The sequence below is a fragment of the Pedobacter jeongneungensis genome, assembly GCF_000633455.1.
Lineage (GTDB): Bacteria > Bacteroidota > Bacteroidia > Sphingobacteriales > Sphingobacteriaceae > Pedobacter > Pedobacter jeongneungensis_A.
This window is the reverse complement of the sequence record NZ_AYMG01000038.1, coordinates 83,787-106,336: the sequence shown is the minus strand read 5'-3', so window position 1 is coordinate 106,336 and position 22,550 is coordinate 83,787. Positions and strand designations below refer to the sequence as shown.

The following is a 22,550-nucleotide window of genomic DNA, read 5'->3' as shown; positions in this document are numbered from 1 at the left end:
AAATACTTTGGAAAAAGAACTTATAAAATATCAGTCCGAACTGCAGACAGAGCTGGATAGCATTTTATCCTATTGGAAGAAATATAGTCTTGATGAGCTTCATGGCGGTTTCGTGGGCAGAATAGATGAATTTGAACGTGTGGATGCCCTGGCGGCCAAAGGTAGCGTGCTTAATGCAAGGATCTTGTGGACCTTTTCGGCTGCTTACAATTTCAAAGCTGATCCTCAGGATCTGCACATCGCCCAAAGGGCTTTCCGTTACATCAATGATAATTTTATTGATCAGGACTACGGTGGCGTATACTGGCTCCTGGACGCCAGTGGGCAGCCTTTGGATAGTAAGAAGCAGGTTTATGCCATTGCCTTTACCATCTATGCATTCAGTGAGTACCATTCTGCCAGTCAGGATCCTCAAGCCCGCAGACAAGCCATAGCCCTTTACCATAAGCTGCTTGAACACAGTTATGACTGGGAAAGAGGTGGTTACTTTGAGGCCTTCACCCGGAACTGGGCACCACTGGAAGACTTGAGGCTGAGTGATAAAGATGCCAATGAAAAGAAAACCATGAATACCCACCTGCATGTACTGGAGGCATTTACTACGCTCTACCGCATCTGGCCTGACCAAGGTCTTAAGGTAAAGATAATTGCGCTGATCGAAAATTTTCTGCAGCATATCGTCCAGCCAGCACAAGGCAACCTTCTACTGTTTTTTGACGAGTACTGGGAACCGAAATCAAGATTGGTCTCCTACGGTCATGACATCGAGGCCGCCTGGCTTTTGCTCGAAGCAGCAGAGGTCATCCAGGAGGATGTTCTGATTGAACGTGTGAAAGACCTTTCGCTAAAAATGGCCGAGGCATCTATCTCAGGAATTGCCGAAGATGGTGCCCTTTATTATGAATATGACCCTGAGAAAAATCACCTGATAAAGGAAAAACACTGGTGGGTTCAGGCTGAGGGCATGGTCGGTTTCTTTAATGCCTGGCAGCTAAGCGGAGAGAATAAATTCCTGCAACTTAGTCTGGGAAACTGGCATTACGTCCAAAATCACCTGGTCGACCGTGTGAACGGTGAATGGTTTTGGGGGATTGGAGCAGATGGACAACTGATGAAAGGGGAAGATAAAATGGGTCTATGGAAATGTCCATACCATAACAGCAGAGCCTGCATGGAAATCATAAAAAGGATAAACAAGGCCTAAACCTCAAGCCCGTATGCAGATAAGAGATGTAAAATTGAAGATTTGGTGCATTTACTTAGTTGGCCAGAACCAATAGCTGATGACCGAAAAGCAACGAAAATAGGTGCAATCCTTAATTGGATTGTACCTATTTTTATTTATGCCTTATTCATTTGTCGGCGAAAAGTTTAAACCATCTTATTTCTTTCCATAGGTGATACCCGGCCAGTCATCAGTGCGGAAAGGCATCAGTGGAAGATTTTCGGAATTGACTACGTTAGCGCTCTCCGGGTTGTCCGCCCATGCGTACCTTATCGCTACCGGATCTTTTACCTCTTTACTAGATACCGAAATCGTACTTTTGCCAATTATCTTTGCCTGTGCCCAATACCATTTACGGTCTTTACCTGCAATTTGAAACCCCTTGACTTCACCAGATTTGGTTTTCAGTCCTTTGTACGTTTCCGATGCTGTTAGGATAATTTCAGTTCCGCTTATTTTAAAGCTCCTAAACTGTGCGCTTACCGAATCAACTGGTAGCCTGTAGACGGATTGCTCTGCAAGCATTGCCAGACGGCGCCCAACCTCCTGCTTGTTTTTGGGGTGGATGTTGCTCGGATCACCCAAATCAATCGCCGTAATCATACCCGTATAAGGTGTTTTCTGAGCCAAATCCTGTGCTTCACGGACCTCAGCCCAGTAGGAGTCTTCAGGATTTGCCGGCGCTTTGTGAAAGTTGGCGAGTTGTACATACAGGAAAGGCAGATGCGCATCCCCGAATTTTTTTCTCCAGTCAGCAATAAGCATCGGAAGAAGATTTCTATACTGGTAGCCCCTATCCCAGTTGCTTTCACCCTGATACCAGATGAAACCCTTGATACTCAAACCTGTTAACGGACTAATCATATTATTATACATCAAGGTCGGCAAAGTATTTGGACTCAGTTCTTTCTCCGGGCGGTCATAAGTTGTCATTTTATAGCCAATCCTGTACTGCCACAGACCTGCAAGAGCCATCGGTCCGGCGGAGGTTTTTAGTTTCACCAGTTCCGGTTTGCTCATCATTCCGCCATCGCCTCCATAGTTTTCGACACGGACGGTGATCGTATTTGTGCCTGTCTTTAGTACAGACCGCGGAACCGTGTAGTTTCTAAGCTTTCCCCAGGAGTCCGCAGTTGAGCCCACCAGGATGCCGTTGACAAATGTCTGGTCGGCATTGAGGATCACCCCAAGGCTGAGCGTAGCATCGCTCATGAGGTCGTTCTCCTTGAGTGAAATCTTTCTGCTTAGCCAGACCACCCCATCAAGTTCCAATAAATCCGGTTTCTCCGTGAATTCCCAGGCACTCGGTAACTGGATATTTTTCCAGTCTGCAGTTGAAACCTTGCCCCACAGATAATCCTGATTTTTGTAACCACTATCCCTGCTGTTGAAAGTGGTAATCCATTCCGAGTTAAGCTTTCGCTGCTTACGGTTATAACTTGTACTGTCGAACCGGGCAACCTGTTGGGCCTTAAGTCCGAAAGTTTCCTCATTTATTAATCCCTCACTGCTGATCCAGCTTTCGATTACCGTTCCTCCCCAGCTGGCATTGATTAAGCCTATCGGTACCTTAAGGTCCTGATGCAGTCTTCTTCCAAAAAAATAGCCCACTGCGGAGAAATATCTGGCCTGCTCCGGGGTACAGTTTGTCCAGCTTCCCCTGCTTTCTGCTTTTTCTTTCAGCGAAATTTCCTTTCCCACACTGTACAATCTGATTTGGGAATAATCCGCATTTTTAATCTCAAGGTCGGCTTTGTTTACATCCTGAAGATTGAATTCCATATTTGACTGCCCGGAACAAACCCATACATCACCGACTAAAATGTTGCTCAGAATGACCTTGTTTTCGCCGGTAAAAACCATTTCAAATGGTCCGCCAGCAGACATTTTTGGTAGCGTAGTGTACCATTTACCATCCGTACCGGCTGTGGTCCTAACTTTTTTGCCGTTCAGCTCAATTGTAACCCCTTCCCCTGGATGACCGTAACCCCAAACTTTGATCGGCTTTTCTCGTTGAAGTACCATATTGCTGGACAATAGGGAAGGAAGGGAGATGGAAGCCCGGGCAGCGCCTCCCAGTAGTAATAGGAATGCTAAAAGTTTAATTTTATTCATGGGCAAAAAGTAGATAAATAAAAAGAGATAAACTACACGGAATTTATCTCAAAATGATGAAAATATTATACGAAAACCAAACGGTTCTACTCACTTCGCATGTCCCGACCAAAAAGAACACCAATAAACTTTAAACATGCAAGGTTTAGAGCTTTTATCCCGGCTTTTTTTTGCAATTAACAGGTTTCACTTTAGTTTATAACTATCACTTAACAGGCATAGTTATTGTAATTGATTTTCTTTAAAATCTGAAAAATTGAAAATTACAGCAATTGACCACATCGTTTTGACCGTAGCGGATATTGAAAAAACAGTATCTTTCTACACACAGATTCTTGGCTTTGAAAAAATAACTTTTGGGGACAACAGGGTTGCGCTCAGGTTTGGAAACCAAAAAATAAACCTGCATCGTGCAGGGAATGAAATTGATCCAAAAGCCCTTTTGCCAACTCCGGGTTCGGCAGATATTTGCCTGCTCGCATCCCAGGACCTGCAGGAAATAAAACAGGAGCTGGAGTCTATGGATATAGATATTTTAGAGGGTATCGTAGAACGAACAGGCGCTTTGGGCGGGATATTATCCATTTATATCCGCGATCCTGATGGAAACCTTATCGAAATCTCCAATTATCAATAATTTCTCTTCTTTGCTAAACCCAGACTTCACGAGGTTTAATGTTTTGAAAATATTTCTATTCCTTATTACAAGCGAAGGATACAGTTATTCGTGAGCAATTCAATGTTCTGATAAAGTGTTTATTGCAGGAGTTAAGTCAACTATAAGCAGTATGCGATTTTGGTGAACTTGGCGAACAATCATCTTTTAAAAGTTTAAATTTGAGCTATAGAAGGATAGAATATGAAATTAGTTTTGATTATTTCAAGGTGCATTTTTACCATAACCTAACAGTATTAAATGAAAAGTCCGCCACCTTTCAACAACACTGATGATGTTTAAGTGTAAAAAAATCCAAGTAAGGTTAAAGTTTATTCCAGAGCCAATTGTATTTGCCGCAACAGATAACCACAAAGATACTTTGAGGATTTTTACTCCTGGTAATACCGATAACGCAACTTCGGTCAAGTAAGATGCAACCGCCTTAAAGAAAAAAGTTGATTTTAGCTGAGGCCCGACTTCAGTCGTGTTGCTCAATAGGTTATTAAAAAAAGAATTCCTAAAGGAGAAATTTTGTTAATTTTTATATTACTTTGAGTTTACTTATCAGTCTTGTTGGAAAAAGAAATTATTGACTATAATCTTTGGCAGAAACTGTTATCGGGAGATAGACTTGCGTTAAATATAATTTACGAAAGGAATTTATCACCACTGTATCAGTATGGAATGCGTATGCTTCAAGATGAGGATGCCGTGAGAGACTGTTTGCATAATCTTTTCGTGAAAATATGGGTTAACCACAAAACCCTCAAACCAACAGATAACATTAAATATTACCTGATATCGGCTTTTCGAAACACGATTATTAATTATAAAACCCAGGAAAGTAAATTTCAAAAAGTCGATATTAGAGATAATGAGGTTTTCGATTTGAAGTTTACCGTTGAAGCTGAATACATTAAAAAGGAAGAACAAAACAAGAAGATACTGCAGCTAAGTGAAGCCATGAATAAATTGACCCCCAGACAGAAGGAAATCATTTACTTGAGGTATTTTGAGGAGATTGATTACGATGAAATCGCTGAAATAATGGATCTAAGTAAAAAAGGGGCCTACAAACTTAGTGCAAGAGCTTTGGAGGCACTGAGGGAAATACTAAATGTAGATAAAGCAATGCTTTTGGCGGTTTTATTGGCCGTAAAAGCTTAGCTTTTTTGTGAATCTGGAAAAAAAAACAAAATAATTTGAATTCTATGGGGTAGTTTTTAAATATTTCCTGTTTGTATAATTGAATGGTCGTTAAAATCATTCGTAATTATGCCAAACAAAACATATAATTCATATAATGCCGAGAATTTTTTAGATGATGCAGATTTTTTGCGTTATGTAAAATACAATAATCCTAGTGATGTTTCTTTTTGGAATAACTGGCAAGCTGTTAAGCCTGAAAATTTAAAATCGTTTAAAGAAGCGAAATTACAATTACAACTTATTTTAAGTGATCAGCCAAAAGCTGAAACCATTAATTTTCGTGAGCTGCTTCTGCAGGATATCAACCTGTCTGTAGATGCGATTCAAAAAAGCAAAAAGAGGAAATTAATCCGATTAGTATGGACTTCCGGGATTGCTGCCAGCTTTCTGATGGTCACGCTGATTTCCTGGTTCTTCCTCTCTGAGATCACCATAAAATCTGATTTTGCAGAAAACCGTTTGGTACACCTGCCAGACGGCTCGGAAGTCAAACTGAATGCAAATTCAAGCTTAACCTACGCCCGCGCTTTTAACTGGAAAGTCCGTCGGGAAGTACATTTGGCAGGCGAGGCTTACTTTAAGGTAAAACACATTAATATTAATTCAGATCAGGTTAAAAAGGGAGAATTGTTCATAGCCATCACTGATGGAGCGAGCGTTCAAGTCCTTGGAACAGAATTTAACCTAAAGGATCGTCACCGTAAAACCAGCGTGGCCCTGATCAAGGGTAAGATTCAGGTCAGTTCGAACAGTACGGGCAAAAGCTATGTGATGCATCCCGGGGATTTCATCGATCTTGATGGCAACGGAAACAGTGTTGAAAATGTGAATGATTTTGCCAATCAAACCGCCTGGCTGAGCGGGAAAATCGTCGTCAACCAAACTACAGTAAATGAAATTTTAAGAGAATTTGAAGATTTGTATGGCTATAAAGTAATGCTGGATAGCCCTGCACTTGGAAATAAAAAAATAGATGGCGCCATATCTATAAAAAGCGAAGAAAGTTTACTCTTTACCCTTAAAAACATTTTAAATGTAGACATACAAAAAGAAGGAAAAACAATCTACCTGAAGAACAGAAGATAACTGTTAAAGTAAAATCAACAACCAAACCAAACTAAAATGAAAAAAAGATTTACCCGATCATTCGGCTGTATCTCTATGTTTTTGATTATCGTATTTGTACTGCCTGTAAAAGCACAACAGAATGCGAACAGAATAACCGTAGAGACAGCGCTGAATGCCATTTCAAAGAAATATAATACCAAGTTTGCCTATGAACATGATATTGTTCAGGGCAAAACAACATCTGCAGAAAGCTTAAAAGCCAAGAATTTAGATGAAGCCCTGAAGCAGGTTTTGTATCCCAATAACTTGCTGTTTTTATACGTAAGTGACGGAAACTATACCATCGTAACGCGTGATGAGCGTCTTTTTTCTCCTAAATCGCCCGCCCAGAATATGAACGGAGGTGCAGCGGAAATAAAAGATAAATTTATTACCGGCCAGGTTATCGATGAATTAGGTAATGCGCTTCCCGGCGCAAACATCAAGAGCAATTCATCCAACAAATCAATTACAACGGATGTTAATGGCCGGTTTTCTGCTTTTTTTCCAGAAAATACCATGGAGATCAGCGCTTCTTATGTTGGCTATGAGCCGAAAATGGTTAGCATGTCAGGGAACATAAAGAACTTAATCATAAATTTAAAGCTGTCCAACGCAGCCCAGCTTCAGGATGTGAATATTGTTTCTAATGGATATCAAACCTTGCCTAAAGAACGTTCAACTGGTGCAGCTTTCTCTATATCCTCAAAAGATATCGAGAAATTTAAAATTGCCAACATTGCACAAATCCTGGAATCACAGATTCCCGGGGTAAAGGTAACCCTGACTTCCGGTGATAACAGTTTTGTTTACAGCAATAGCCAGATTGCATTAAATGGTGGAACCCGTACTGTGGGGAAGTCAGATTACAATGTTGCTATTCGTGGTAACAGTACCTTTCAGGGGGAAACATTTCCACTGGTGGTTGTAGATGGAGCGATTTCAGAGCTTGATTTGTCAACGATCAATCCAAATGATATTGAGAATATTACTTTTCTGAAAGATGCGGCAGCAGCCTCAATATGGGGAACACGTGCTGCAAACGGTGTTATTGTTATCACGACGAAAAAAGGTGGAATGAACCAAGCGCCATCAATTAGTTTTTCCGCGACCGGTTCTGTGTCAAATGCACCGAATCTGGATTACCTACGCATGATGAATGCTGCACAAACAATTGATTATGAAAAAGAATTGGTAACAAAAGGACTTATTGCCACACCAAATGCAGCAACGGCATTAGGAGCTCCGGTTAGTGAGGTAACGGATCTTCTATTTAAGCTCAAAGCCGGTACAATTACACAGTCAGCTTATGACAGCCAGATTGCGCAGTACACTGCAAGAGATAGCCGCAGTCAGATATCAGAATATTTCCTTCGCCCCGCAACTACACAGCAATATAACTTTTCAATCAATGGTGGTGGGAATGCAACGAGTTATTTTTATTCCGCTTCTTACAGTAAGGAGCAACCCTATGCCATCGGGAATGAAGGGCAACGCCTGACCATTACCTTAAATAATACATTTAAACTTTTTAAAAAGGCCACACTGTCTACAAATGTTAAGGGTTCATTTTTAACGTTCAAAAATAATGGAATAAGTTTGAATAGCTTCTATAATCCATCTGCTGTCACTTTTATGCCATACAATCAAATTGTTGATGACAATGGTAACCGTGTTCAGCGTTCGATGAAATATTATTCAGGCTGGCAGAACACACTTTCTGCCAAAGGTTATCTGAATTGGAATTACAATGCTTTGGATGAACTGGACAATAATGATCTGAGCCAAAAAGACAATAACTATTCGGTTAACTTAAATCTAAATGTACCTCTTATAAAAGGTCTTTCCGCAACTGCATTCTTCAGCACTGAACGTACATTTAGTGCAACTAGACGTTATTATAATGAGAATACCTATTATTACCGTGATTTGGTAAATACCTTTACGCCACTTCCGACCACCGGTAACACCGTTAATTCAGTTGGCTTGACGCCTGGAGCTGGTATATTATCTTTGACTAATACCACCAACAATAATTATAATTTGAGGGGTCAGTTAGGTTACGATGATAAAATTGGGGAAAATCATCAGCTTACTGCCATTGCAGGTGCGGAAATCCGCCAGACGCAATTGGGGCAGGGGCTTTCTAGCCTGTATGGCTATAATACGGGAACAGGCATTTCCCGAAGTGTAAATTATTTTACACCTTATACCACCATTGCAGGTTTCAGTCAAAGCTTGCCGGGAGCAGCATCGCAAGGCGATAAAACCCGCCGCTACCTGTCTTATTATAGTAATGCTGCCTATACCTATAAAGGTAAGTACGCGCTAACGGGAAGTGTGCGGTATGATGACTACAATAATTTTGGGGTTGATCGCAAGTTCAGGGCAACGCCATTATGGTCTGCAGGTGTGAAATGGGACGCTTATAAAGAATCATTTCTTAATAACCAGTCTTGGCTGTCAAACTTAAATATCAGAGCAACTTATGGTGTGAATGGAAATATATCAACAACACTTTTTCCCTTCACCTATATCGGTATAATTCCGACAGATGGAACTACAGGTTTGCCTAGTGCCACAATCATTTCGCCCGCTAATCCCGAACTTCGATGGGAGAAAACCTATGTGACCAATATTGGCCTGGATTATGGCTTGTTCAAAAACAGGTTATATGGAAGTATTGATGTTTATCGCAAGCATGGTGAGGATCTGTTTTTCACTTTTCCGGTGAATGGAACTTATGGTGTTACCTCATTGACCAGAAACTCAACTGAATTAAAAGGAAAAGGTATCGATGTTTCATTAACAGGCCTTATTTACAACAATAATGATTGGGAAGTGACCAGCAGGCTAAATTATGCATATAACACAAATGAAGTCACAGATAGTAGGCTCGTTGCCAATTCCAGTTTCTTCGCAAATCCAGTTTACGGGCCATTAATCAGTGGCTATGCAAGCGATAAAGTCTTTGTTTATCGAAATGCGGGCCTGGATGCTACAGGAATGACGCAGGTGTACGACGAAAATAACAATAAAGTCACAGCTGCACAGAACGTAACAGCGCTTGGTGCTTTGGCATATGCAGGCAGAAGTGTCGCGCCACATTTTGGAAGTTTAAATACCTCAGTGCGCTATAAGGATTTTACACTAATGGCTGTAGCTACTTATCAATTTGGAAATGTGTTTTTGAGACCAACAATTAGTGGTTATCCATCTACAAGGCTGGGAACAAAATATGATTTAAGTGAAGATATTGATAAGCGATGGAGAAAAGCAGGCGATGAGCTTACTACAAACGTTCCCGGTGCTGCAGGCGTTTACGCAGCACAGAGTTTATTGAGGTACCAGCAGTCCGATATCAATGTATTGAAAGGGGATTATATTCGTTTACGTGAACTTTCGCTCTCTTATAAAATACCAGTCAGTAAGATCACCAAAGCTGTCAAGGCTGCAAACTTCGGTTTTGCAGTGCGTAACCTTGGATTACTCTGGACTGCCAATAAAGAAGGCTATGATCCCGACTTTGCAGGATCGCTAAGTACAACAACGCTCGGATTACCAGCTACCGTGTCATATAATTTTTCTTTAAATGTCAACTTTTAACCCTGTCAAAATGAACTCAAAATATAAGTACTTCTCTCTTCTGATTGGAATGTCTGTTTTTTGCAGCTGTAAAAAATACGTGGATATTAAAACACAGGGTAATTTGGTTCCCAATCAAACCATAAATTACCGTTATCTGTTAAACGCTACCAGTAATTTCGAAACAAGTTCCAACCTGTCAGATTTTGCCTCCGATGACCTTAATATCATTGATGCCGCTCAGATTAACTCCTTGAATAGCTTAGCTTACGGTTACTATGTTAATACTTACACGTGGCAGCCTGTTATCTATCCGGTTGGTAATGCGAGTTACGAGCAAGACCGGAACTGGAACTTTATGTACTCAAGAATTCTATATTGTAATACGATCATCAATGAACTACCGGCAAGCAACGGAACAGAAGCGGACAAAGCGGAGCTTTCAGCTGAGGCACTGGTTCATCGGGCAGATGCATACCTGGTTTTAGTTAATAATTATGCTAAACCCTATAATGCCGCAACAGCTGCAACGGATTTAGGTGTCCCGCTTTTAACTGCACAAACTGTTTCCCAGAAATTAAACAGAGCTTCAGTTAAAACAGTTTACGAGCAAATTATTGCAGACCTCACCTCAGCTATCCCTGCTTTACCGACTACGCAGGCATACAATACTTTACCCAGCAAAGCCTCTGCTTATGGTGAGCTCGCGCGCTGCTACCTTTATATGAACGATTATACAAATGCAGCGAGGTATGCTGACTTAGCGCTGAGCCTGAGAAGTACACTGAATGATCTGAGTGCAATAACAACAATTACGAGCACGAATTATCCCAAAAGGATCACAGATCCTGAGATTTTGCTTTCTAAAACAACTCTTGATGGAACACTTGCATACACGCCCACGGCTTTTCGCCTAGGCGATGAGCTGTTAAGTATTTTAGGTACCACTGATCAACGCTATACATTATTTACCGTTCCCGCCTCCACTATTTCTGCAACCTATACCGGAAGATATTTTTACAGGGAAAGAGCAATTGGTGAAACCAGAAACGTTGGTCCCTCTGTTCCTGAAATGATATTAATAAAGGCGGAAGCATTCGCCCGAAACGGAGATGCCGCTAATGCAATGCTATGGGTGAATAACCTGCGCATCAAACGTTTCAAATCTGCTGATTATGTTGCTCTGACGGCCAGTAATGGTGCTGATGCGTTAGTAAAAGTCATTGAAGAGCGCCGGAGGGAGTTCTTTGGCAGGATGCTCCGCTGGTGGGATATGAGGCGATTGAAAAATGAGGTTCCTTTTCAGCGTACTTATACCAGGAATTATGGTGCATCAACATACACTTTAGCCCCAAATAGTGACCGTTATGTGTTTCCAATTGCAGAATACCTGACTAATTTAAATCCAGAACTGGAAAAAAATCCTTAAACACAACACACAAATATAAAATTACTGCCAGGCGAAAGTCTGGCAGTTAATGAAACGCAGATGAAAAAACAAATCAAATTCCTACTGTCCTCAATTTCGTTCTCACTTTTTGTTACCGTCGCCTCGTCACAAACTAAACCCAATTTTAGGTCGTTTCCGGAAATCGTACATAATGGCGACACGATCAAAGTTGAATATGACGCAAGCAGCACTGTATTAAAAAATCAGAAAAAAGTAGAAGCAGTGATGTACAGCTATCAAAATTACAAATGGTATGCCAGTGATGTCACCTTCAACGGGGTTGAAAATAACTGGAGTGTTTCGGTAATTGTTCCAAAAGATTGCGGTTTGCTTGCTTTTAAATTTAAAGCCGATACGCTTGTAGATAATAACCATGATCAAGGCTACTTTCTGATGATGCGGGATAAAAAAAGAGCTGGTTTAATGGCCAAAGGCGCATACGCGGGCTGGGCGTTTTCACGCTCACCCAAGTATGGTAAAGATATTCCAAACTATATCAAATTCGAGGGAATTAGTGATTCAGCTACGTATCACTGGTTAAATCAGGAAATCAGCTTTAATCAGGATTCAAAATCAGTCCTGGTCTATCCATATGCTGTAGCCACAAATGCAACTTTCAAAACAGATGCGCCGCCAAGATTGCAACGCATTCTTGCCTACTTAAAAAGGGCTGAGGCAACAGAAGGAGATCTGTTAAATGCAAGGAAGATCTTGTTAAGATTACTGCCGGACAAAATAATAGCAGATTCCGTTGAAAAGGTATTAATGCAAAGATTCCCCAAAGGTAGTCTGGCACGCTTAGCTGCATTTAAGGCTATACCTACCAGCAATGATATCACATTAACTTTGGCTGGATACAGAAAGTTTTTAGCAGATTTCCCCGAGAATGCAACGGATAAAACATTTAATGAGGAAAATAGGATAAACTATGATATCATCAAGCAGAACATTATCGTTTTCAGTAGTTACACAGAGAAAAATCATGCTGCTTTAGATCAGTATTTAAGTGCGCTATCTTTTGGAATGATTAATAACCTGTACTATAAAATCGTTGATATTCCCTTAAAAAGGAAGGAAGTAGCGGAAAAAGTATTGATGTCTGTTTCGGAGAAACTCGTAAAGAGATTGGAATTCATCAGGGCAAACAGACCGGAAGAATTTAGTTATTTATCTCAGCAGGAGTGGGTTCAAATGGTTAATAACACGATGGCAAAACAAATCGTTACCGATCATATCCACCTGTTAAACAATGCGGGTAAATACAAAACGGCATTAATTTATGCCGATGCCGCGCAACCGATTTCAGGATACAAAAATGCTTCATTTAATAATGAACTTTCCATCACTTTAGCAAAGCTTAAAGATAAAGAACGCTTGTCAACAGTATTGGCAAAAAGTGTGTATGAAAATCAAGCGAGCGCTGAAATGCTAACCATGTTAAAAAGTACATATGTGAAAGAAAAAGGTAACGAAGTAGGATTTGATACTTATTTGGCAAGCCTTAAAAACGCTACCGATAGTAAAAAAATGAAAGCAGATATTTTGAAGGAACAGGTGGAAATTCCTATGGTTGATTTTGCCATGCTGGATTTAAATGGAAACACTATTAAGCTGGAGGATTTGAAAGGCAAAACGGTGGTGTTTGATTTTTGGGCTACTTGGTGCGTTCCTTGTAAAGCCTCATTTCCAGGAATGAAACTTGCCGTCGAGAAATACGCTAAAGACCCAAATGTGGTTTTCTATTTTGTAGATACCGAGGAACGTGGTGAAAATTATAAAAAGGAGATTGCAGCCTACATCAAGGCCAATAATTACCCTTTTAATGTTTTGTTTGATAATAAGGCAACAGGTGGTAAAGCTACCGGAGAAGTTTTTGACCGGGTTTGTAAAACATTCAAGATTTCGGGCATCCCGCAGAAAATCATAGTGGATCAAAATGGTATAGCAAGATTCAGATCGATTGGTTTTAACGGGAGTGCTACTGAATTGGCAGATGAGATTTCAACCATGGTGGACATCACCAAAACGATTAAATAATGAAAAAGCTGATTTTCCTTTTAACCCTGCTTTGCGGTTTCAATTCTTTTGCGCAGCAAACGCAAATGGTTAGCGACAGTGTTACTTTTAAAAGTGCAGATGGGAGAATAACTTTCGGAGGCACATTTAGTAAGCCCTTAGGCTTGAAGTCTTTTCCAACCGTGATTATCATTTCAGGAACGGGAAAACAGGACCGCGATGGCACAATGGCGGGGCATAAAATTTTTCTGGAGATAGCCAGTTATTTAAATGCGCATGGGGTTGCAGTTCTGAGAACGGATGATCGCGGACTGGGCAAAACGACAGGGGTATATGAAACAGCCACCACAGAAGATTTCGCCAATGACGCATTGGATGCCATAACTTATCTGAATGGGAGAAAAGATATTGATCGGAAGAAGATAGGTTTACTCGGGCACAGCGAAGGTGGGGCGGTAATCGCACTGGCAGCTGAAAAAAGTAAAGCGGTCAGGTTTTTAATTAGTTTGGCCGGATTGGCGATGAGTGGCTTTGATGCGCAGATCAAACAAAATGAAGATTTGGTCAATCATTCTGCCCTGCCTGATTACGATAAAAGACGGTCAAATGAAATTAATCGTATTATGTTTGAAACTGCCCTGAAATTTGCGGATTCTGATAGCATGGAAGTGAAGCTGAATGATGCATACAAGGCTTGGAAAATTAAAGACGACGCTTACTTTAAAACATTAAATATTAAATTCGATCATTTTCGGTTCCCAATATACAGCTACTCAAAAAATGCAACCAGTCCCTGGTATCGGTATTTTATAAAATATAATGCCGAACAAACAATTTCAAAAATTAAAGTTCCGATTTTGGCATTAAACGGCGATAAGGATTTAATGGTAGCCGCTGATGAAAATTTATTGAACTGGAAAAAATTCGCTTTGGCAGGAGGTAACAGAAAAGTAATGACCATCAAACTACCTGGTTTAAACCATTTGTTCTTAGCCTGCACGACTTGTGATAATGCAGAAAGTGTAAAAATTAAAACTGGTTTCTCGGAGACAGCCCTGACTGTAATCAAAGACTGGATTGCGAAGAATGTCCGCTAGAAACGTAGTACATTGTTTTTACGGGTCGTGGATCGATGAGTTATTAACAGAATGATTTTAGGGTCTGAACTTTCCAGGTTATAATTAATTTTATCCATGGAAGAAATAGACGGTAGAAATAAATAAGCTCTTCTGAATTTATCCCTGGACGTTGAGAATCTCCTATTAATACTATTCCAGCGGTTACTTCCAACTATTAATTCTTCTGCCTATAACTTTAATTTTAAACAGTAAAAGTCCAGGGATTTATGCTTGAAACTATTTTTCACGCCTACTGGCAAAAACTTCAAATATGCATAACATATCATCGCTTCTTTTCGGGTTGTTTTAGTTTGCATCCAAACATTTCCACTTACTTTATGAAAAATATTTTTTTGCAGACAAGGTATTTTTATCTGTATTGATAGTTGTATTTTAGGCCATCTATTTCATTTAACCAGAACGCCCAAATTAATGAAAATCAAAATCGTACAGCGATACCTCAATCGCTCTATAGTCGAAGCAGACATGATTCTTCTAACATGGAATTCCTGGAATGATTATGGTTTTCTAACAGTTTTCGGTATAATTTATTTTGATCAGGAAATGAATCGCCATAATATCGGTAATGTGAGAATCGGATATTACGGACAAAAGGATGGTGATCGTCGCTTATCCAAAGAAGATGAATTAGAATTCTTATCTGATGAATTTTTTTCATTAGGTGCCGGGACGGAATATTATGAAAATTTAAAACGACTTAAAAAGGATCAACGGGAATCGATTCTGCATGCACTTCGGGATATTGCTTACAATCCAAGTATACTCGAACTGGCACAGCACGAGGAAGTAACGAAATCTTCCTTGTTCAGGGGGCTTGACATTGCTACTGTCAAAGGGCAATATCACAGAATGGCATTGGGAGGAGCTAAACTAACAAACTTCCGGTTTTGGTTTAACAGTCCTAAAATCAGACCCGAAAGTCCTGAAATGAAATTATCATTCAAAGTGGTGCCTGAATCCAACCCGCCAACAAATATCCATGTTATTATAGGAAGAAATGGAGTAGGCAAAACCAGTCTTATTAACAATATGATTTCTAGTTTGTACCATGGCGAAGAAGAAATGAAAACTGGCCTGTATTTTAAAGAAGCTGATGACCGCTTTGTGAATGTTGTCCAGATTTCTTTCAGTGCTTTTGATATGATGGTTCCTTTTTTTGATAGAGAAAGCCCAGAAACAAATATTGAATTTAAATATATCGGGCTTAAACGTGAAGCCAGTAATTCTGCACTGGGATTTAGCATCAAAAGCGGGCCGGATCTTTCCGCTGAATTTCGGGAATCTTTCACTGAATGCTTGGAAACTTTTAAAACCGACAATCTCATAAAGGGAATCAGGGCTTTGGAATCAGATCCGAATTTCAAAGAAGCTGATATCTTGCAATTACTTGACTTGAGTGGTATGGAGTTCGAAAAGAAAGCAAAGGAACTTTTTGATAAACTCAGTTCTGGACATATGATTATTCTGCTGTCGATTACCAGGCTCATCGAGACAGTGCAGGAGAAAACCCTCGTATTCATTGATGAACCAGAAGCACACCTTCATCCGCCATTATTGTCTGCCTTTACCCGATCCCTCTCAGAATTACTCATAGACCTTAATGGAGTATGTATAATTGCCACCCATTCACCAGTAATTCTACAGGAAGTTCCGCAGAATTGTGTATATAAACTTCAGAGGTTTGGCGCCAATGCTTCCGCAACGCGGCCCGAAATACAAACCTTTGGTGAGAATGTTGGCATACTTACCAGAGAAATATTCGGTCTTGAAGTAACAGATTCCGGATTCTACCAATTATTGAAAAAGGCCGTCAGTGAGGTTAAAAATTATGAGGAGTTATTGGAATACTTTGATGGAGAACTTGGAATGGAAGCCAGATCAATCGCCAGGGTATTGTTTGCTAATCAAAGGAATCAATTGTAATGTGGGTATTACCAAAACCGACAGATGATGCAAAAACTGTTTTTCTTGACTGCATCTCTATAATTCAAGATAAGGCTTTAAAAAAAAGGCTTGAGCATTCAGCACATGATGTTGCCGACGCGGCAGTCCGCTATGAGGCTAAAGTAGCCTCGAATAAGCTTTACACTCTCCCCCGTAATAAATCCACGAAAGCAAATAAAGATATCCGGGTGCTTGGATTGGTTACCATCAGCGAAATGAAAGCTGTTTATACCAACTGCTTCGCATTAAGAGGGACCAAAGGCAGAGTTCTCTATGATAAAATACTGGCCCAACCCAAAAACAGTAAATGCCCGTACTGTTTTCATCGCCAGGTTTCCACAATTGACCACTATCTGAGTAAAGCCTATTATCCGTTACTTTGTGTAGCACCGGTCAATCTGATCCCCTGCTGCAAGGATTGTAATTTTACTTTGGGTAGTAAATATCCAAAACAAGCTGAAGATGAGCTTCTCCATCCTTATTTTGATAATGTGGAAAATGAACTCTGGTTAAAGGCCAAAGTTGAAAGAACGACTCCTGTATCTGTCAGTTTTTACGTTTCCTGTCCAAATCATTGGGATGGTCTGTTAAAGGATAGGGTGAAGCATCATTTCGACTGCCTGGCACTTAACTCGCTTTACAGTGCAGAAGCAGCAAATGAATTAACGAACCTCAACTATCTACTTTCCAACCTGCTAAGTACCGTGGGGAGGTCTGCTGTGATGGATATTTTAAAAGAAATGCGAAACAGCCGCAGGAGTGCTCATGTTAATTCGTGGCAAACTGCAATGTATACCGCTTTGGCTAAAGACGTTTGGTTTTGCGAAGGCGGCTTCGTGGTCTAAAATGGAGCACAATCAATTGCTAATGCTCAGGTTCAAATCAAAATAGAAGGGTTTAAGAATGAAAACCTTGATGTTTTATCGATTTCCGCCGGTTAGACCTTTGGCCCCCGGATTTATTGTCTTTGAAGCAGGTCCGGTAAATTTTTAGCATGGCTCTGCTGATACAATGGTTTAGTACGACCAGCTCAGGTGGTTAAGCTACGGTAGAAAACCCAGGCGGGTTTCAATAGGAACATTAACCTGTAAGATCAATGATCTGCTTCTCCGACTTTGGTGTATGGATTGTCATGCACGGAATGCATATGATGGCAAAATATGGATATATCGAAAAAAAATCAGTAATATTTTTCTGAATTCCTTAATATTGGGCAACGCAATCTAAAACTAACGCATGGATAATTCCCAACGAAACCGTATCGCTGATACTACTGATTTCAAACTAATCGCAATAAAAACACTCCCTGGCTGCAACAGCGACTATTATAAAGTACTTTCTCCGGAAACCGCGTATTTCTTTTACAATAATTATGATATCGATCCCTTAACCGATAAAATTACCCATAATGATGCCCTGCCGAATGATTTTTTTAAAGTAAATAATGTTAATATCAATGTTTCCGCAATAGTTGGTAAAAATGGCTCAGGAAAAAGTACCATAGTGGAATTGTTTTTCAGGACTATTTATAACTTAACAAACGGGCAGGGCTTTCCGGATACTTATTTTCAGCCTTTAGCTGAATTCAACGTGGCACTCTACTACCGTACTGATCACTTTTACAAACTGGAAGTGAGGGAAACGCAGGTAAGTCTGTTTACTTATGATGATTTTACCCTTTTGCCCGGAGAGCCATTGATAGATCAGATTATACCCGACTTTTTTTACAGCATTGCTGTGAACTATTCCCACTACGCCTACAATCATAAAGATTTTGATGAGCCCAATTGGTTCGACCCACTGTTCCATAAAAATGATGGCTATCAGACGCCTTTGGTTATTAATCCTATGAGAACTGATGGAAACATCGATATCAATGTTGAAAACCACTTGGTAGTTTCTCGATTAATCGCAAATTTTTTACTGCCACAAACTGATGACCTATTCAGCTTTAGAGATGTTTCGAATAATCTGGTGGCCTACAAGTTAAAGCTGACTTTAAATAAGGGAAAAAGAAACAAGGCGCTTTGGTACGGTGGATCAGAAATTGATGAAAAAAAAGGTCCGGCAACTATCAGTGATTTTGAAGATCAATGGATTGAAATACTGGATAAGCTCAACGTTAACTATCCGTTTAAATGGGAATACTTAGGTGCGGAAAATGAAGATTACATTCTGGTCATTGACTATATTTTATACAAGCTTGCAAGGATATGCTTGCAGTACCGGGATTATAACAGATTTTTTTCAAAGGAAAGTCGAAAATTCGATACAGATCTCTTGTCAGAGTTTATTCATAAGCTGATGGGGGACCACAGTCATATCACCTTTAAGCTTCGCCAGGCACTGAACTTTTTACTTTTTCAAAATCTTCCACTCGAAGATCAGGAGCTGACGTTAGATCACCTTCAGCAGGAAATGGTCAGAATGGACGGAAAATATCCGGAAAGATCACTTCAGCTGATTGAAATTGTACCCCCTCCAATTTTTTCTATCGAGATAGTACTCAGACCTAAATCAGGAAATATAAAGGACATCCCGCTCAAAAAAATAAGTTCTGGAGAAAAACAATTAATTTTTTCGGTCAGTTCGCTCTTATATCATCTTGTCAATATAAACTCTGTGCCAGAAGGCGGAGGAAGGGTCAAATACCGATATATAAATATCATCCTTGAAGAAATTGAGCTTTATTTTCATCCGGAACTACAGCGCCAGTATATCAGTTATATATTGCAAAGCATATCAAGAATAAAGCTCGCGGATATCGCAGGAATTAATTTTTGTTTCGTTACCCACTCACCTTTCATACTTTCAGATATTCCGCACACAAACATTATGTTTTTGAATGAGCAAGGTAGAGTTGCAGACAAAAAGGAATCATTTAAAACCTTTGGTGCCAATATCCATGATTTAATGAAACAAAGTTTTTTTCTTGAAAAAGGTACCATGGGCGAATTTGCCAAGAACAAAATACAGGCTACGATCAACTATTTAAATTTAAAAAGGATAGAGCAAGAGATCATTGAGATTGAAAAGAGACCGGCATCGTCAGATGCAGATTTGCTTACAGCCAAAAGAAATGAACTAGAGTTGCAGAGAAAGTTGGTTAGGTCCACAAATATAGCAGAACACAAAAGCCTCATTAAGATCATTGATGAGCCAATACTTAAGCAGAAGTTATCCCAGATGTTCGATGAATACCATCAAACTGACCTGCAATTGGATATTATCGAAGAAAAAATAAAATTATTAACTGAAGAGGCCAGCAGAATTAGAAAAGGAAAGTAATGCTCTATTTAGAAAAACCTGAACAAACACAACTGGATGCTTATGCAAAATCACTCAAAAAAAGCGTACGCTCAGCAGTAGATTCATCCAACATTCCCCAAGAGGCAAAAGATTTTTTGGATGAAGAGCGTATCGTCAGCATACTGACCGACACACCTGAAAAACTGATCGTTCATCACAATGAATTTATGCCCCTTCTCATTAAAAATTTTAATGAGAATCAATATCTAGCCTATCTCAAAGCACGAAGTTTGCAAAAAAAACTTCGTAACATGGCCCATGATACGTTGATTTCTGTTTATGAACCCACCAGGCAACTCCTGGAAATCTTTGATTATGAGCGCCAGATTAGTGAATCAAAAGCAAAATCTTATAACCTTGCAAAGGTGTTAAACCGTAATACCTGCACCTATTGCAACAGGCTTTATACCAACACCGTGATTTCCAAAGTTGAAGCGCGCCAGCGTGAAAACAACGATCACCGCATAACCAGAGCTCAGTTTGACCATTGGTTCGCCCGAAGTGTATATCCTTTGCTGGGGATTTCGTTTTTCAACCTCATACCAAGCTGCTCGGTGTGCAACAGCTCGGTAAAAGCTGATGATATATTCACTTTGCAAACTCACATCCATCCATACATTAAAGAAGAACAGGATGCGTTTAGCTTTAGTTTTGTGCATCAGGACTTGAATGAATATAATATTAAGATAGAGGTAGAGGAGGACTCAAAAATCTTCAATCATTTAACCGCTTTCAAAATCAAGGAGGTGTATGATGCCCACTCCAATATGGAATTACGTGACCTTTTGGATTTGAAATACAAATACCCGGATAATTATATCCAAACCTTGTTTAATGACACTTTCAACTCCATCGATGTCAGCAGGGAAGAGGTACATCGCATGGTTTTTGGGGCTGAAAGTGAAGAACAGCATTACCATAAAAGGCCATTTAGTAAATTAAAAAATGATATCCTTAAAGAGTTTCTCTTGTTCAATTAATAATGCCAAACAAACCATGAATTTAAATGGAATTTTTAAAAGCATCAGATAGAGGTTATTTGAAAATTATCTACAGTGCAATGCTTAAACCAGAGTATGCATATTTCGAGCTCATTAAACATAATTTACCGGAATCAGCTTCATCAGCCGAATGCTTCCAGACAGAGGTCAGATGCTTTGGCTTCATGTTGAAAGATGGTAGCCTTGCGCCAATAATGGAGTTCGGAACACATAAAACTACGGACATAAAACGATTGACTTCCAGGGAAATCGATTACCTGAAAATACGCATTGTCGAAGAACAGAATGCTTATCTATCTGCTCGATATGCACACATCCTTTATTTGGTGGGTAAAAACAACTTGTATGGGAAAAAAGCAGCAGATGCATACCTGCAACTTGCACAAGAATATCTGTCAGGCTTAGATTCGGAAGACCGGCATATTAACGGCCTAATGGAATTGTTAGAGGCTTACCTCACCCTTTGTAGAGATACAAAATATAATATCCATAGCTGTAAGGAGCTTGTTGCCGGTTGGCTGGATGCTCCCGGGCATCATCTTTACTACTATCAGCGGCTTCTGGAGTTAACCGCCAATAGCCGGATTTTTAATCGTACCGACATTATTGGTTATACAGAAAAAGCAGTTTCTTTTTTTCAGCGTTATTACCAGAGTTCACATAGTGAAACATATCTTTCCGTATGCCTGCTTATCGCAAAAAAGGAAGGTGTAGATTTAAAACCGATTTTCCGGATGATGGGTAATGAGCAGATTAATCTGATTGCAGAAAGTATCCACGATACATCGGGTTTTATCAAAGCAGATAGGTTAGCAAATGCATCCAAATTTTATAAAAAAGCTGGCGACAGTGCCAGAGCAGATGAACTTTTAAGGGAATTGCATATTCAAAAAAGGGACCTTCACTTCGATGTGATATCCAGCAGAATGGATATCAACCAAATAGCGGTCATCATAGAATCTACCCAGAATATAGCAGCATATCATTTAGCACAAGATATCCGAACGATCTTTTTCCCTATAGCACTTGACAGGAAGTTTGTGCCTAAAGCGGAGCACCCCTTTGCCGGGGAAAATGCTTTTTTGCAATTTGTGACCACATCTTATTATGATATTAATTTAAACAGTCATAGGCTAAGCCCGTTTGAACTTCGTCGGCGGGATTTGTTTCAGGGTTTTCAGATCGCATTAGAGTCAAGCCTTCCGATTTATTTTAGAGAATTAATTAAAAAGATGGAAAAACAAGAACGTGATTTTTTAGCTGAAGGTTTACATTATTTTGAGCATACCTGGTTCGCCAGCCAGATACAAAACGGTTATGCGGATAATCCGCAGATTTATTCCTGGATCGCTATGCTAAGGCCGTCCTTGGAAATCCTCATCCAAGCTAACATAACCGCTCGGAATGCTCATTTGGATTATCAGCAGCAGATGGCTTTTGACCAGCTTGCCGTAAAATTTGAGGGGCTGTTACGGGATCTCTGCAGCTGTGCAAATCTGACGACAACAAAAGTTTACGACGATCGCACAGTGGCAAAAGATATAAATGAGCTTCTTCAGAGTGACGAGCTCAATACCACGTTTTTGGAAGAAGACCTTCGGCTATGGCAGTTTACTTTCACAGGAAGCGGTTACAACATCCGCAATAATGTTGCTCACGCTTTCTACCGGCCGAAAGATTACACGATAACATTATCCAATATCCTCCTATTAGCTTATATTAAGCTGGCTAAATATGGTAACCTGATGAAGGTTCCGGAAAATAAAGAACATGCCGATTAGAATTACAAAGC

The 22,550-nt window shown here is 40.0% G+C and carries 14 protein-coding genes; 13 read left to right on the top strand and 1 reads right to left on the bottom strand.

Annotated elements, in window-relative coordinates; genetic code table 11:
• Nucleotides 1-7: 7 nt before the first annotated feature.
• Nucleotides 8-1,204, top strand: a complete 1,197-nt coding sequence (locus U859_RS0127765) for an AGE family epimerase/isomerase (protein ID WP_025146484.1) — start codon at nucleotides 8-10, stop codon at nucleotides 1,202-1,204.
• Between the two features lie 177 nt (nucleotides 1,205-1,381).
• Here the strand turns inward: U859_RS0127765 and U859_RS0127760 are convergent, their stop codons facing one another.
• Nucleotides 1,382-3,340, bottom strand: coding sequence for a sialate O-acetylesterase (locus U859_RS0127760; protein ID WP_025146483.1), 1,959 nt, complete (start codon nucleotides 3,338-3,340; stop codon nucleotides 1,382-1,384).
• 256 nt (nucleotides 3,341-3,596) lie between these two features.
• On the opposite strand from U859_RS0127760, the gene U859_RS0127755 reads away from it, so the two are divergent.
• The 12 genes from U859_RS0127755 (at nucleotide 3,597) to U859_RS0127695 (ending at nucleotide 22,539) form a co-directional block, all read left to right on the top strand.
• Nucleotides 3,597-3,977 (top strand): VOC family protein, encoded by a 381-nt coding sequence (locus U859_RS0127755; protein ID WP_025146482.1) that lies wholly within the window; start codon nucleotides 3,597-3,599, stop codon nucleotides 3,975-3,977.
• 594 nt (nucleotides 3,978-4,571) lie between these two features.
• Nucleotides 4,572-5,165, top strand: a complete 594-nt coding sequence (locus tag U859_RS0127745; RefSeq protein WP_162800067.1) for an RNA polymerase sigma factor — start codon at nucleotides 4,572-4,574, stop codon at nucleotides 5,163-5,165.
• A gap of 108 nt (nucleotides 5,166-5,273) precedes the next feature.
• On the top strand, nucleotides 5,274-6,293 hold the full coding sequence (locus U859_RS0127740) for a FecR family protein (protein ID WP_025146479.1): 1,020 nt from the start codon (nucleotides 5,274-5,276) through the stop codon (nucleotides 6,291-6,293).
• Nucleotides 6,294-6,329: 36 nt separating this feature from the next.
• Complete coding sequence (locus U859_RS0127735) at nucleotides 6,330-9,920, top strand: SusC/RagA family TonB-linked outer membrane protein (RefSeq protein ID WP_084153166.1); 3,591 nt, start codon at nucleotides 6,330-6,332, stop codon at nucleotides 9,918-9,920.
• 10 nt (nucleotides 9,921-9,930) lie between these two features.
• Nucleotides 9,931-11,328: a RagB/SusD family nutrient uptake outer membrane protein gene (locus U859_RS0127730; RefSeq protein WP_025146477.1), complete on the top strand. Its 1,398-nt coding sequence runs from the start codon at nucleotides 9,931-9,933 to the stop codon at nucleotides 11,326-11,328.
• 60 nt (nucleotides 11,329-11,388) lie between these two features.
• Nucleotides 11,389-13,386 carry a TlpA family protein disulfide reductase gene (locus U859_RS0127725; RefSeq protein WP_025146476.1) on the top strand — a complete coding sequence of 666 codons (1,998 nt, stop codon included), beginning with the start codon at nucleotides 11,389-11,391 and terminating at the stop codon, nucleotides 13,384-13,386.
• Nucleotides 13,386-14,462: an alpha/beta hydrolase family protein gene (locus tag U859_RS0127720; protein WP_025146475.1), complete on the top strand. Its 1,077-nt coding sequence runs from the start codon at nucleotides 13,386-13,388 to the stop codon at nucleotides 14,460-14,462. The genes U859_RS0127725 and U859_RS0127720 overlap by 1 nt, the downstream gene beginning before the upstream one ends.
• Nucleotides 14,463-14,915: 453 nt before the next feature.
• On the top strand, nucleotides 14,916-16,427 hold the full coding sequence (locus U859_RS0127715) for an AAA family ATPase (RefSeq protein ID WP_025146474.1): 1,512 nt from the start codon (nucleotides 14,916-14,918) through the stop codon (nucleotides 16,425-16,427).
• Nucleotides 16,427-17,293, top strand: a complete 867-nt coding sequence (locus tag U859_RS0127710) for a hypothetical protein (protein ID WP_025146473.1) — start codon at nucleotides 16,427-16,429, stop codon at nucleotides 17,291-17,293. Before U859_RS0127715 ends, U859_RS0127710 begins: the two co-directional genes overlap by 1 nt.
• A 391-nt stretch (nucleotides 17,294-17,684) precedes the next feature.
• The gene (locus tag U859_RS0127705) at nucleotides 17,685-19,736 is read left to right on the top strand and encodes an AAA family ATPase (protein WP_025146472.1); all 2,052 of its coding nucleotides are present in this window, start codon (nucleotides 17,685-17,687) and stop codon (nucleotides 19,734-19,736) included.
• Complete coding sequence (locus U859_RS0127700) at nucleotides 19,736-20,737, top strand: hypothetical protein (RefSeq protein WP_025146471.1); 1,002 nt, start codon at nucleotides 19,736-19,738, stop codon at nucleotides 20,735-20,737. Before U859_RS0127705 ends, U859_RS0127700 begins: the two co-directional genes overlap by 1 nt.
• Before the next feature lie 26 nt (nucleotides 20,738-20,763).
• On the top strand, nucleotides 20,764-22,539 hold the full coding sequence (locus tag U859_RS0127695; RefSeq protein WP_025146470.1) for a DUF4209 domain-containing protein: 1,776 nt from the start codon (nucleotides 20,764-20,766) through the stop codon (nucleotides 22,537-22,539).
• Nucleotides 22,540-22,550 lie beyond the last annotated feature (11 nt).